The organism is Shewanella pealeana ATCC 700345, from assembly GCF_000018285.1.
Lineage (GTDB): Bacteria > Pseudomonadota > Gammaproteobacteria > Enterobacterales > Shewanellaceae > Shewanella > Shewanella pealeana.
The window spans coordinates 4,286,135-4,299,385 of sequence record NC_009901.1; the positions used below are offsets into that span (position 1 = coordinate 4,286,135).

Here is a 13,251-nt window from a genome sequence, read left to right on the forward strand (position 1 = left end):
GAGTCCGTATAACTGAAGATACTGAATCGCAATCTGCTTACCAAAGTCACTATCGTTAGCTTTTTTGGCTAGTGTACAGGTGATAGTTAACTCTCTATATTTTGGATAAAAAAATGTCAGCGAAACATCCTATTATTGCAGTAACTGGCTCCTCTGGTGCAGGCACAACGACCACAACAACGGCATTCAACCATATCTTTAGGCAACTAGGTATCAATGCAGCCATTGTTGAAGGCGATAGCTTTCATCACTTCACCCGACCTGAAATGGCGGTGATGATCCGTAAAGAGAAGACCGAGAATCGTAATATTAGCTACTTTGGCCCAGAAGCTAATGACTTTAACCGTCTTGAGCAGTGCTTTAGTGATTACAGTAATACAGGGCAGGGGGAGACTCGCGCCTACTTACATACCTTCGATGAAGCAGTTCCCTTCAATCAGATGCCTGGTACTTTTACCCAGTGGCATCCACTGCCTGAAAATACCGATATGCTTTATTACGAGGGGCTTCATGGAGGTGTTGTTACCGATGACTGTGATGTTGCCCAGCATGTCGACCTGCTCATAGGCATGGTACCTATCGTCAACCTTGAGTGGATCCAGAAGATTATTCGTGACACCTCAGAGCGAGGACATAGTCGTGAGAAGGTGATGGACTCTATTGTGCGTAGTATGGATGACTATATTAACCATATGACGCCACAGTTCTCCCGCACCCATATTAATTTTCAGCGTGTCCCCACGGTAGATACCTCTAATCCATTTAGCGCCAAGAGCATTCCAACTTCAGATGAAAGCTTTGTGGTGATCCGTTTTCGTGGCATGAAAAATGTCGACTTTCCCTATTACCTAAAAATGATCCAAGGATCATTCATGTCACGCATGCATACCTTGGTGGTCCCCGGTGGCAAGATGTCCCTAGCCATGGAGCTTATTCTAACTCCCCTGGTAAAAGACTTGATGGATAAGCGGCTAGAGCTAATTTCTGAAGATGGTGAGTAACTTTCGCTAAGCTTATTAAGATTAGTTTAAGCCTGATTATGTAGACTGCTGCTTATCGGGATTTCAGGCGAAAGAACGATAAGTTAGCATTCCCTTGGAGGTAAATTCCCCCATCTTGATCTGTTTACCTTCTTGGGATTGCTAGCTGACCTTATCTTATAAATATCTTCAAAAAACAAATCCATAAATAACCAACATAGTAAATTCTACATCCATGCTTGATCCGTTTACCTTCTTGGGATTGCTAGCTGACCTTATCTTATAAATATCTTCAAAAAACAAATCCATAAATAACCAACATAGTAAATTCTACATCCATGCTTGATCCGTTTACCTTCTTGGGATTGCTGACTGACCTCTCCTTAAAATACTCACGAAAAGCAAATTCTACCTTCACGCTTGATCTGTTTTTCTGCTTGGGATTGCTGACTGACCTTATCTTATAAACTCCCTTAAAAAGCAAATTCTACCTTCATGCTTGATCTGTTTATCTGCTTGAGATTGCTAGCTGACCTTATCTAGACCTCACCTTTTTTGTAAAAATACAAAAAGTAAATTCCACCTTCACGCTTGATCCGTTGTTCTTCTTGGGATTGCTAGCTGACCTCTCCTTACCTTAGTTCTATCATCGAAAACAAATTCCACCTTCATGCTTGCTCTGCTGCTCTTTGCGTTTTTCAAACACAAAAAAAGCCCCTATTTAGGAGCTTTCTATTCATGGGAGCTAATAATAACTAATTGTCGGTTAGCGGCAAGACTTCACGGTAAGGTTCGTAATTTTGATAAGTCTTAAGGCGCTGCTTGAACTCTGCTGTTTTACTTTGATCTTTACTAAGGTTAAGTGCCTTAATCGCCTTCTGCTGAGTCGAGATAGCTGCGTTGAAATCACCAATTTCGGCATAAGCGGCAGCAAGGTTATCTAAGTTAGTTGGGTCTTGCTCATCTGATTCTAGCAATGCTAAGGATAACTCTAGCGCTTTATTACCGTTACGATATTGTGCTTCTGGACAGGTCGCTAAAATCCAAGCCACATTGCCTAAAGAGATCATATCGCCCACGGCGTTAAACTGTTCGACCGCCTTGCCACAATTTCGCTCAATGCCTTGGCCGCCAGCGGCATAAATAAAACCGAGTCTAAAATTAGCCCACTTATTTCCCTGTTTGCTTAACTCGCTATACCACTGCTCGGCAGTCGCAATATCTCGCTCGATGAGACTACCTTCAAATGCCAAATCGGCAATAGTCTGCTGCGCTTTGGCATGTCCAAGCTCGGCAGCGTCTGTGAGCCACTGCAGCCCCAAGTCTCTGTCTTGTGCGACAAAACGACCAGATAAGTACATTAAACCCAACAGATACTGTGCATCTTCATCACCCTGGGTCGCTTTAAGTTGAATATGTGCGAGGCGGCTTGCTTCTTCGGCGCCTTTAGGTTGTGGGATCGAGAATGCACTAGCTCCACTGCTGACAGCTAAACACAAGACCACAACAGTATTTAAAATCCAAGGTCTACAATTCACGACGCTCTCCTACAACTCATAAAAATGACTGAAAACATGAACAATCGCCATCAGCCTCTTTAATATTATTCTGCCTCAAGTTAGCCAGAAATAAGCTTGAATGTCGAGTGTAAATACCACATTATTAGTAATGAGAATTGTTTTCATTGGTAACAACCCGCTGTTTAGCGCATAAAATACACACAGAAATCTTGCCCAGCATTCATACAAGGGAATGAGATTGTAACAAGATGTGATATAAGCCTAATTGTTAACTCAACAATTAGGCTTAGCTGCGGATTCAGTTGACATATATTGCTAATGTATCAGAATACGTATATCTAAATGGCTAGGCGGCTTTGAACGGGTAAGTCCAAACTAAGACTTCTATCAAGGTTTTAATAGCTTAATTGACGTAAGATGCTTAATTAGCATACTCTTACTTTATAATGTAATCAGCCGAGGAACATAGGCATGGCTCTGATTGGAAAGCCAAAACCAGATCCAACTTTGGAATGGTTTTTATCACACTGTCACATTCATAAATATCCAGCCAAAAGTACTTTGATCCACGCTGGTGAAGATTCAGATACACTTTACTACATAGTAAAAGGCTCTGTTGCTGTCTTGATTAAAGACGAAGAAGGTAAAGAGATGATTCTTTCTTACCTTAACCAAGGCGACTTTATCGGTGAGCTAGGTTTATTTGAAGAGCAAGCAGAACGTACTGCATGGGTTCGTGCTAAGCAAGCTTGTGAAATTGCTGAAATCTCTTACAAGAAGTTCAAGCAGCTAATTCAGGTTAACCCAGAAATCTTGATGAAGCTTTCATCACAGATGGCTTACCGCCTACACAGCACAAGCCAGAAAGTAGGTGATCTTGCTTTCCTTGACGTTGCTGGAAGAATTGCACAAACATTGCTTCACCTTGCAAAGCAGCCAGATGCAATGACGCATCCAGATGGCATGCAGATCAAGATCACTCGTCAAGAGATTGGCCAAATCGTTGGTTGTTCTCGTGAGACAGTAGGTCGTATCTTGAAAATGCTTGAAGAACAAAACCTTATCCAAGCGCATGGCAAAACTATTGTGGTTTACGGAACACGATAAGCCAGTATTAAGCTCGGTTTAAGACAGCTTCTATAAAGTGGCCTGAGATTATCTCAGGCCATTTTTTTTAGGAGTTCTGTGTGAAACTAGCATTATATCTATGCCTTATGGCTGCGATGCTACACTTGCCTGCTGCGGTCGCTAATCAAAAAGTTGAAGTTCAGCACTATGAAGCGCAGACTTTAGTCAAAAGCGGTCAAATACTCTCCCTTGACCTCACTCTTAGCAGTATTCAAGCCATGTGTCATGGCAAGCTCATTGATGCTCACTTATATCAACACCATGGCAAGTGGCGCTATGAAGTACAAATTCGTACTCTAAAAGGCCAACTCGTTGAACTAATACTCGACGCCAGCACTGGCCAACTTGCCAAACCCACTCAGCTTCCAGCCAGCTGTAACGCCGAACAAGTTTAATAATGACTTAAGAATCAAATCTAATTGCACTGGTGTGGCACTTTTGGGTTAACATGAACTAACTCTGTAAAACGCCTTCCACTCTACTAGGCATCATTGAGAGCACCCTATGAAATTACTTCTTGTTGAAGACAACACCTTATTAGTCGAAGAGCTAGTGAAACAGCTTAAACAGGCTGGTTATGTTACTGACAGCACAGATAAAGTCAGTGAAGCAGATTATCTAATCAAAGAAACCAACTACGACTGCGTCATTCTCGATATTGGCCTACCAGACGGTAATGGCCTAGAACTGCTTGAAAGCTGGCGTGAGCAAGGTATCCATACCCCTGTGATTATGCTGACCGCACGCAGCCAGTGGCATGAAAAAGTCGAAGGGTTTAACTCGGGCGCAGACGATTATCTAGGTAAGCCATTCCATACCCAAGAGTTGCTGGTTCGCATTCAGGCTCTTATTCAGCGTGCGCACGGCAAGGCTAACACCCCTAACAAGCAGCTCACCTATGCAGGCGTAGCTCTCGATGAGGGGCAGCAATCGGTAACAGTTGGCGAGCAAACGTTTGAGCTTACGGCCATGGAGTTTAGGTTACTCAAGATCTTCCTGATGTCTCCTAAAAAGCTCCTGTCTAAGGCACAACTGACTGACAAGCTTTATCAGTTTGACGATGAAAAAGAGAGTAATGTGGTTGAAGTTTACGTGACCCACTTACGTAAGAAGCTTGGCAAAACCGCCATCGAAACTCGTCGTGGCCAAGGGTATATCTTTCACGGCCTAACCCAATGATATCAATCCGCACCAAACTAAGCCTGTGGTTAACAGGCTTAGTGGTGATCTCCACTGCGGTGGGGATCATCTTTTTCGAGTCTATGCTACGCCAAGCTTTCCACGACTCGATCATCGCCAGATTACAAGAAGATCTGCAGCAAGTCTTGCTCGCCACTCACCTAGAAGATAGCACCTTTAGCATAGATGAAAGCCAACTTTCCAGCTTCTATCGTCCTGTTTATTCAGGGCGTTACTATCAACTAGACCTACCTGAACAAGAATTAAGATCGCGCTCACTATGGGATCAACGCCTCGAGGTGGTGGATCTAGAGAAAGGTGAAACCCGAGCTTGGCAGACTAAAGGGCCGCAAAACCACGATATTCAGCTGCTCTCTATCGGCCTGAGATCTGATACGTCTGGCCTTAACGCCACTCTTACGGTTGCGCAAGATCTGAGTATCGGACGCAAAGTTTTCTCCGAGGTCTATGGCACTAAACTCATCGTAAATCTGGCCATGTTACTGGCGATGATCACAGGTATATTCTTAGTTCTACGCCAATCGTTTAAACCTGTTCATCAGATGAAGGACACCTTGGCTAAATTGCGAGAAGGCGAAATATCCTCTTTTGACCTCAACTCTATTCCCTTAGAGCTGCAGCCTTTAGCCAAAAACTACAATGAGCTACTCGCCTACTCCAGCAAGCAGATTGAACGCAGCCGCAATAATTTGGGTAACTTAAGCCATGGCCTAAAGACACCGTTAGCTGTGATGCAGCAACAGGTAGAAGCTCTGTATTTAAAAGAGCCCGAATCCGCCGAGGCGCTACAAAAACAACTCAATTTGGTGCATAAGATGATTGAGCGAAAACTGGCTGCGGCGCGGATCACCGGCGACATGCTACCTGCAGCGCAGATGCAACTGCCAAAAGATATCGAAGACTTAGCCCAAACCTTAGACAAGGTTCATCGCACCAAATCGATTCACTGTCGCTTCGATATTCCAAGCGCCATCACTCGGCTCCCTATGCATCGTGAAGACGGCATGGAGCTATTGGGTAACCTACTCGATAACGCTTATAAGTGGGCCAGTTCAGAAATTCGAGTCTGCATTAGCAACCATGAACAGCAGTTAAAATTGACCATAGAAGATGATGGTCCAGGGGTTGAAACCGAGCAATTAGCCCAACTAACCCACAGAGGCAAACGTCTCGATGAAGCCACCATGGGCCATGGCTTAGGTTTGTCGATCGTTAAAGATATTGCCGAACAGTACAAGATTGAACTTAAGTTTGAGCACAGTCAGAGTCTACCAGGTCTAAAAGTGACGTTATTGTTCTAATCTTTATCCATAATGAGCAGCCAATAAAAAAACCGGACTCTGTCCGGCTTTTTTGTCTCTATCCGTAGATACTAGCCATTGACGTTAGTACTTTCGAAGATCTTGTCAGCAGAGGCCGCCACAAAGCCTGTGTAAAGCTCTCCATCCGCTTTAGGATAGCGCAATGCAAACTCATAAAAACAGCTAGGGATGTTAATCACAGCGTCTGAGAAGCTAACTGAGATCTTATCAGCCATAGTTGATGACTGCTCGAGTAACACCTCAGGTGTGCCCTTCACTTCACCGCCAGATGCATTCAACACAAAGCCTGCCGCTTTTAAGGCATGGTTCACTTCAAAAATAGTGTCATAGTCGGCTAGGTGATTAATCGACACCGTAAAGTGGTTAGCTCGATAGCCAAAAGCTGCGACCCAAGCAGCGTACTCACTCTCAGCTAATAAGGCCTCATAGGTCTTAGTGTCTAACTCCCAGTGACGACCAGAATACAAGAAATCGTCGGCAGTGGTTGCAGCAGTATCAATCTGCTCAATCAATCCCTTAACGGTTGATTGCAGTTCATCACTAAACTCTTCGACTAATAGCTCAGAGATAAACACTTTAGGCTGTGTACTGTCAGGGTGCTCAAAATGTTTAGCATTTAGCTTCTTAGCTTCAAACTTGTAGTCACCACAGGCAACATAGCCGATCGACTCAAAATGCTTAGCTAATACTTCAAGGTTAACCTTGGCAATATTAAAGGTTCTAAGTGCGATATGGTCATTGATAATCGCACTGCCTTTCGACAGCAGCTGGTGAACCTTAGCTGCCGATGGCGTCATTTCGATATAGTCTTGCCAAAGTGCTTCAAATAGCGTGTTTACATTCGTGTGCATTATTCACTCCTTTACGCCAGCGTGTTTACCTGCTTATTTATTTATCTATTTAGGTCACGCGGCTGTACACGTTTTAGGGATACTGCTTGCTTGTTTTGTCGTAATAATACCAATCAGTATAAGAAGTTGATCTACTCAGAGCGTTTTTTGGCAAACTAATTCAAGGCGAATAGCTGTAAGAATGGCTCTTCCCTTGTTAAGCTGTTCAACGCTGAAGTAGGCAGCCAAAAACGCTCCAGAATGGCGAGTTTTAGCGGCTCTGATACTGCGTTAACGAGCTTAACCGTAGAACAACTATGCTCTTCACTCGTTGCCTTGTCTCAGTGCCGCTAAACTATCGCTGAGCGACCAAATCTTTATACTGATTGGTATAAACAAAAGGGAAGCGCCCCGAGCGCTTCCCTTTCGATTTGTGCCTAAGGTTAAATACTCAAACCCGGACTCAATGTGGCTGGCAGACTGACTGCATCGGCTTCGACAGAAGCGACAGGGTATGCACAGTAGTCGGCAGCGTAAAACGCACTCGCTCTGTGGTTACCCGAGGCACCGACACCACCAAATGGTGCCGCGCCTGAAGCGCCAGTGATCTGCTTGTTCCAGTTGACGATACCAGCACGAATACGTGCAAGGAAATAGTCATAATCTTCACGACTATCAGCCAAAATACCTGCCGATAGGCCGTAACGCGTCGCGTTAGCTAACTTGATCGCTTCATCAAAGTCGCTATAACGTACCACTTGTAATAGCGGCCCAAAGTACTCTTCATCAGGCAGTTCGATGACACCTGTCACGTCGATAAGCCCTGGTGAAACTAAGCCTGTTCCCACCTCAAGATGAGTAAGCTCAACCAATGCGTTACCGCCTAGGTTTACAAGATTACGCTGCGCTTCAACCATGCCCTTTGCCGCGGTCTCTGAGATCATAGAGCCCATAAATGGTTGCGGCTGGGCGTTCCACGGACCGACTTGAATCTGCTTAACTGCAGCAACAAGCTGCTCAAGCAGTGCATCACCAGCAGCGCCTTTCTCAACATAGAGACGACGTGCACAAGTACAGCGCTGGCCAGCAGAAATATAAGCAGACTGAATGATGTCGTGCACGGCGGCTTTGGTATCTGCCACATCTTTGATGATAAGAGGGTTGTTTCCGCCCATCTCTAGTGCCAAGATCTTGCCTGGATCGCCTGCATACTGTTGATGCAGGATATGACCCGTGCGTGAGCTACCTGTAAAGAATAGACCGTCAATTTGCGGGTGAGCCGCGAGTGCCTTACCGGTCTCTACCTCGCCTTGAACTAGGTTAATCACGCCTTTCGGTAGACCCGCTTTCTCCCAAAGCTTAAGCATCAGCTCAGCCACTTTTGGCGTCAGCTCCGATGGCTTAAATACCACTGTGTTACCGGCAAGCAATGCAGGAACGATGTGACCATTCGGCAAGTGACCCGGGAAGTTGTAAGGTCCAAATACTGCAACCACGCCGTGTGGCTTATGGCGCAGTACTGCTCGGCCTGCCGGAGTGTCATTCTCTGAGGTTCCAGTACGCTTGTGGTAAGCGGCAACAGAAAGACCTATCTTACCTATCATGGCGCCCGCTTCTGTCGCAGTTTCCCATTGCGGTTTACCGGTTTCTTGAGCAATCACTTCCGCCATCTCGGCCTTGTTGGCTTCTAGCTGATCGCGATACGCTTCAACGATGGCGAGACGCGCATCAAAGCCAAGCATAAACCAATCAAATTGTGCATTACGTGCCGCATCGACGGCGACACCGACTTGCTCTGGTGTCGCTGTTTTACTGTTCCAGATCACTTTTTGGTTGGCTGGGTTAATTGATGTCACTTCGTGACCTAGGCCTTCAACCCACTTACCTTCAATAAATTGTGTCATTTTCTATTCCTACATTGGCAAGACGCGGATCTGATCACCCTCTGCGACCATTAGGCCCTCTGCAGTTTGGGGATCTAAGATCACGTCGTCACTGTCGTCGACTACAGCTAAGTTGACAGCTGTAGCACGGTAATTAGCTAATTGGGTATTTGAAACTATGTAGCTTGTAGCATCGCTTGGCGTCTCACCGATAGTGACTGTGAGCAAACGACTCTCACGCACGGAACGAATATCATGAAGCTGACACTCGACCGTTGGGCCTGCATCGAAAATATCGACATAACCACGACACCTAAAGCCTTCAGCTTGCAGCAGGTTAAGTGCTGGGCGAGTATTAGCGTGCACTTCACCAATCACTTTCTGCGCTTCTTTAGGCAATAGACATACATAGACTGCATTTTTGGGCATCATCTCTGCCATAAATGCTTTTTGACTCAGTCCTGATAGGTAATCAGCCTGAACAAAATCGATACCTAAGAAGTGCTCCTGTAACCAACCATAGAATGGCGAATTGCCCTCTGCATCGCTTTCACCACGCATCTCGGCAATGACTGTGTCACCGAATCGCTCAGCGTGTTGCGCCAGAAACAGGAATCGGCTTCTTGAGAGCATGCGACCATTATTATTCTTACGATAACTACTGCGTAAAAACAGGGTGCAAAGCTCAGCGGCTCCGGTGTAATCGTGGCAAAGGGTTAAGGTTTCAACCTCATTACGGACACCAATCTGCTCAGAGTGGTAAACTTCTGTACCGAGTCGATAATGGTAAAAAGCATCTTCCATACCTACTGCGGCCTCAAGACCGCACGTACCGACAACTTCACCAGTTTCAGTATCTTCAAGCACCATCAAATAGCCTTCATCGAAAGGCTTATCGATCTGCTTGGTAAATGAAGCTTCGACTCGAGCAATTTTGCTTCTGAGTAGATCGGCATTCACTGGCAGGGATGTGAACCCATGTCCCGACTCTTCTGCAATTTGATATAGGGCATCGAAGTCAGTCGATCGGATTGGACGTATAACTAGCATCTAGGAGTCTCCTCGCTATCACTTGCCGTTAGCTGTCAGTCTTATCAATATATGACAAGCACTGGTCAATAAACGTTCAAGTTATCCTAAAGACAAAAAAAGGAGCGCTATCATTGATAACACTCCGTTTGGCCTTTAGGCTTCGACAACTTTAGCGACTGCACGCTCAAAACGCGCTAGACCTTCGGCAATATCCGCTTCTGGGATCACTAGAGATGGCGTGAAGCGAACTACGTTTGCACCCGCAACTAGGCTCATTACGCCTTCGTTAATAGCGGCTACTAAGAACTCTTTAGCACGACCCTGGAATCTTTCATTCATGACCGCACCTAACAACAGACCTTGGCCACGGATTTCAGAGAACACATCATACTTTGCGTTGATCGCAATTAAACCATCACGCAATAACTGCTCGCGCAGCTTAACACCGTTCAATACTTCTGGCGTGTTAACCACATCCAGTACCGCATTACCTACGGCACAAGCTAGAGGGTTGCCGCCGTAGGTAGAACCGTGAGTACCTATCTTTAGATGATCGGCAATCTCTTTTGTTGTTAGCATAGCTGCTATCGGGAAGCCGCCACCTAACGCTTTTGCCGTTGTTAATACATCAGGCACTACATCACCACGCATGTAAGCGTAAAGCTCGCCTAGACGACCCACACCGGTTTGTACTTCATCGAATACCAATAATGCATTGTGCTTATCACAAAGGGCACGAACCGCCTTTAAAAACTCTGGATCAGCATCGATAATACCGCCTTCGCCTTGAAGCGGCTCCATCATGACTGCACAAGTCTTATCAGAGAAGACGGCTTCTAGGGCTGCGATATCATTGAACGGAACATGAGTAATGCTCTGTGGCTTAGGACCGAAACCGTCAGAATAAGCGGCTTGGCCACCCACACTCACAGTAAAGAAAGTACGACCATGGAAGGCTTTATCAAATGCGATGATTTGATCTTTTTCAACGCCAAATTTATCCATTGCATAACGGCGTACTAGTTTAAGTGCCGCTTCGTTTGCTTCTGCACCTGAGTTAGCAAAATAGACGCGGTCGGCAAATGTGGCATCGACAAGCTTAGTCGCTAGCTCAAGCGCTGGCTCGTTGGTCATTACGTTAGCAAGATGCCAAAGCTTTTCGCCTTGGGTCTTTAGCGCGCCAACTAAGGCTGGATGACAATGACCTAAACAGTTAACCGCGATACCACCAGCAAAGTCGATATACTCTTTACCTTCTTGATCCCAAACTCGGCTACCTTCGCCACGAACAGGAATTACTGCAGAAGGCGCATAGTTAGGCACCATAACTTCGTCAAATTGGGCACGTGTAAGATTCATTTTTGAGCTCATTGCTTCTCATCCTTCATAATTATCGACCTTTTAGCTGGTCGTTTTCCGCCCGGTGTCTTTATCTTGTGTAGGTGACACGGCGATTGCTTGTGTAACATGGAGGACATTATTAGCTAAAATGTGATCAAAATACCAGTTTTTAACAACATTCAGGTGAGCTAGGTCTGTAAATACTGCATAAAGATTTGAGTTTTGGAATTAACAAAGCGGATATAGCGGGGCTTTAAGCATAAATAGTCACAAAAAAGTTGCCTTGCACCATGAATTACTAGTTATTCACGCAAAATGAATAACTAACTACGCAATTATATCGATTTTAGTTAAACTTTTTATAAATTTGCCGAGTTCTTAACCATACCAACATAGGGGAGTGACAGGCAGTTCAAGGGCGGCGGAATTGTATACTATTTATCGAATCGATTAGCTGGGCTTTTTTTGTTTAATAAATACTGCATAAATCACAAAAAAGTTGCATCATCAGCCGGATGACAAGTATTAAAAGTTAGGTTAAAACCTTAGCAAAAACCAGTAAAGATACTAAGAATTTAAACAAGTTTCTTACACAAATACTGGTGAACGAACACTCAACACGACTAAACCATAGTTTAATCGCTCAATATCAAGTCGTGTTGGTTAACAAAATGAGTAAACTTAAAAGACTAAACTTAAAAGAGTACAAGCTTACTATAATTTTGCCCGCTCAAACGGATCTGTTCCTGCTCTGATATTTGATAATAATCAAACATTAAACGGCACTCTGCAGCAGTAATATTTTTAGCCTCTTTTAACAAATAGACTTTTGCATAACAGTTAGCCCGCTCGATTAAAGCAGAATCCTCATCCAGCTCAGCATATTTAATCTTAGTATCGATGGCCTTGTAGGTTTGGGTTAGACGGCTATTGTCAAACTTAAGCAGGCTGAGTAACTGCCAGTTAAGCGAGCGACTATGGCTCAACACTAGCTGATAGACATCATTGGCGGGGAACTCTGTTGCCATTACGGCATCATAAAGCTCTTTATCACGGCTAGCACTCGCCTCCCTCAACCAAGCTCCCCACATATCATCAAAAGTTTTTGCACATTGATTAATGACGCAAGTGACGCCCAGTTGGCTCATCAGGCTGCAGCTGTAAATAAAAGCTCTGTCTTTTTCATGTAGCTCGGCTAGCGCTTGAGCCGCAATCGAAGAGACCATGCTGTACCGCCATATTTTTCGCGTTAACCACAACATTTGTGGCTGGCCAGCAGGCATTAAATGCCTTAGGCAATAATAGGGAACTAAGGATTGTAAGTTTTCGATACCAATATAATTGAGCACCAACTTGATATCAGTAACCTGTACCTCTGATGATTTGGGCCGGCGATGCCTAAATGTTGGGCTATTGACCATATTGACCAAGTCCCGCTCTAACCATGGCAGTGCCGTTACTAATGGCCTTATACGGACTAAGTCAACCTGAGGTGAATACAATAGTTCCAATAATAAAATCTGTTTTTCATCGAGCTTTGACAGTTGCAGTACTTGCTCTGGAGAAGATAGCTGATGCTCGATATTAGCATTAACACTCGTGAGTAATTGGTTAGAGACAGCGTCATAAATGGCCTTAGCCTGATTCTGCTTCGCTAATCTTGCTTGAATTGCCTCACGTTCAATCTCGAGCTTATTGGCATCATCTTCTAGCTCAGGGCTAATATCATCAGCCATCACAACCGCTTTGCCCTTTCCAACAATTAATTGCTTTTGCAGTCGTTGCTCTACCTCTATGATTTGTGCAGGTTTAACCCCGCCTGCTACCGAAATTGCCACTGATTAACACGCTCCCTTTAACGATTATTACCAGTCTACCGATTAATCATAAGTTTGGCTAAAACTGACGGGGATAAAATACAGAATCCACCTTCTGAACGAATTAACTCGATATAGGAAAAGTAAAAGATCCACCTTCTGAAGAAGGTGGCTTTGCCCATCTGTTATAAAGCAGAC

Annotated in this window: 11 protein-coding genes; 5 read left to right on the forward strand and 6 right to left on the reverse strand. The window is 44.7% G+C overall.

Translation table 11 applies throughout. From position 1 onward, the window contains the following. The first annotated feature begins 113 nt into the window (after window positions 1-113). Window positions 114-1,001, forward strand: a complete 888-nt coding sequence (locus SPEA_RS18450; protein ID WP_012156705.1) for a phosphoribulokinase — start codon at window positions 114-116, stop codon at window positions 999-1,001. A 734-nt stretch (window positions 1,002-1,735) separates the two neighbouring features. On the opposite strand, the gene SPEA_RS18455 is transcribed toward SPEA_RS18450, so the two are convergent. Continuing rightward, window positions 1,736-2,518 carry a tetratricopeptide repeat protein gene (locus SPEA_RS18455; RefSeq protein ID WP_012156706.1) on the reverse strand — a complete coding sequence of 261 codons (783 nt, stop codon included), beginning with the start codon at window positions 2,516-2,518 and terminating at the stop codon, window positions 1,736-1,738. A gap of 453 nt (window positions 2,519-2,971) precedes the next feature. Between SPEA_RS18455 and crp the strand changes: the two genes are divergently transcribed. From crp to SPEA_RS18475, 4 genes are all read left to right on the forward strand, one after another. Further along, on the forward strand, window positions 2,972-3,607 hold the full coding sequence (gene crp / locus SPEA_RS18460) for a cAMP-activated global transcriptional regulator CRP (protein ID WP_012156707.1): 636 nt from the start codon (window positions 2,972-2,974) through the stop codon (window positions 3,605-3,607). A gap of 80 nt (window positions 3,608-3,687) precedes the next feature. Further along, window positions 3,688-4,023 carry a PepSY domain-containing protein gene (locus SPEA_RS18465; RefSeq protein WP_041411086.1) on the forward strand — a complete coding sequence of 112 codons (336 nt, stop codon included), beginning with the start codon at window positions 3,688-3,690 and terminating at the stop codon, window positions 4,021-4,023. Between the two features lie 109 nt (window positions 4,024-4,132). Next, entirely contained in the window at window positions 4,133-4,807 is a 675-nt protein-coding gene (locus SPEA_RS18470) for a response regulator transcription factor (RefSeq protein ID WP_012156709.1), read from the forward strand. Further along, window positions 4,804-6,129: an ATP-binding protein gene (locus tag SPEA_RS18475; protein WP_012156710.1), complete on the forward strand. Its 1,326-nt coding sequence runs from the start codon at window positions 4,804-4,806 to the stop codon at window positions 6,127-6,129. The genes SPEA_RS18470 and SPEA_RS18475 overlap by 4 nt, the downstream gene beginning before the upstream one ends. Window positions 6,130-6,200: 71 nt before the next feature. Here the strand turns inward: SPEA_RS18475 and SPEA_RS18480 are convergent, their stop codons facing one another. The 5 genes from SPEA_RS18480 to SPEA_RS18500 all read right to left on the reverse strand — a co-directional run bounded on the left by SPEA_RS18480 (window position 6,201) and on the right by SPEA_RS18500 (window position 13,074). Further along, window positions 6,201-7,001 carry a DUF1338 domain-containing protein gene (locus tag SPEA_RS18480; protein WP_012156711.1) on the reverse strand — a complete coding sequence of 267 codons (801 nt, stop codon included), beginning with the start codon at window positions 6,999-7,001 and terminating at the stop codon, window positions 6,201-6,203. Window positions 7,002-7,423: 422 nt separating this feature from the next. Beyond that, window positions 7,424-8,884, reverse strand: coding sequence for a succinylglutamate-semialdehyde dehydrogenase (gene astD / locus SPEA_RS18485; protein ID WP_012156712.1), 1,461 nt, complete (start codon window positions 8,882-8,884; stop codon window positions 7,424-7,426). 9 nt (window positions 8,885-8,893) lie between these two features. Then, on the reverse strand, window positions 8,894-9,913 hold the full coding sequence (gene astA, locus SPEA_RS18490; RefSeq protein WP_012156713.1) for an arginine N-succinyltransferase: 1,020 nt from the start codon (window positions 9,911-9,913) through the stop codon (window positions 8,894-8,896). A 135-nt stretch (window positions 9,914-10,048) separates the two neighbouring features. Then, a complete protein-coding gene (locus tag SPEA_RS18495) occupies window positions 10,049-11,266 on the reverse strand; it encodes an aspartate aminotransferase family protein (RefSeq protein ID WP_012156714.1) in 1,218 nt (405 codons plus the stop codon). Window positions 11,267-11,931: 665 nt separating this feature from the next. Continuing rightward, window positions 11,932-13,074, reverse strand: coding sequence for an HDOD domain-containing protein (locus SPEA_RS18500; protein WP_012156715.1), 1,143 nt, complete (start codon window positions 13,072-13,074; stop codon window positions 11,932-11,934). Between the last annotated feature and the right edge of the window lie 177 nt (window positions 13,075-13,251).

Excerpts from the sequence above, each read along its gene's own strand:
- SPEA_RS18480 (WP_012156711.1), bottom strand. The coding sequence starts at position 7,001 with ATGCACACGAATGTAAACACGCTATTTGAAGCACTTTGGCAAGACTAT.
- crp (WP_012156707.1), top strand. The coding sequence starts at position 2,972 with ATGGCTCTGATTGGAAAGCCAAAACCAGATCCAACTTTGGAATGGTTT.
- astD (WP_012156712.1), bottom strand. The coding sequence starts at position 8,884 with ATGACACAATTTATTGAAGGTAAGTGGGTTGAAGGCCTAGGTCACGAA.
- SPEA_RS18450 (WP_012156705.1), top strand. The coding sequence starts at position 114 with ATGTCAGCGAAACATCCTATTATTGCAGTAACTGGCTCCTCTGGTGCA.
- astA (WP_012156713.1), bottom strand. The coding sequence starts at position 9,913 with ATGCTAGTTATACGTCCAATCCGATCGACTGACTTCGATGCCCTATAT.
- SPEA_RS18495 (WP_012156714.1), bottom strand. The coding sequence starts at position 11,266 with ATGAGCTCAAAAATGAATCTTACACGTGCCCAATTTGACGAAGTTATG.
- SPEA_RS18470 (WP_012156709.1), top strand. The coding sequence starts at position 4,133 with ATGAAATTACTTCTTGTTGAAGACAACACCTTATTAGTCGAAGAGCTA.
- SPEA_RS18475 (WP_012156710.1), top strand. The coding sequence starts at position 4,804 with ATGATATCAATCCGCACCAAACTAAGCCTGTGGTTAACAGGCTTAGTG.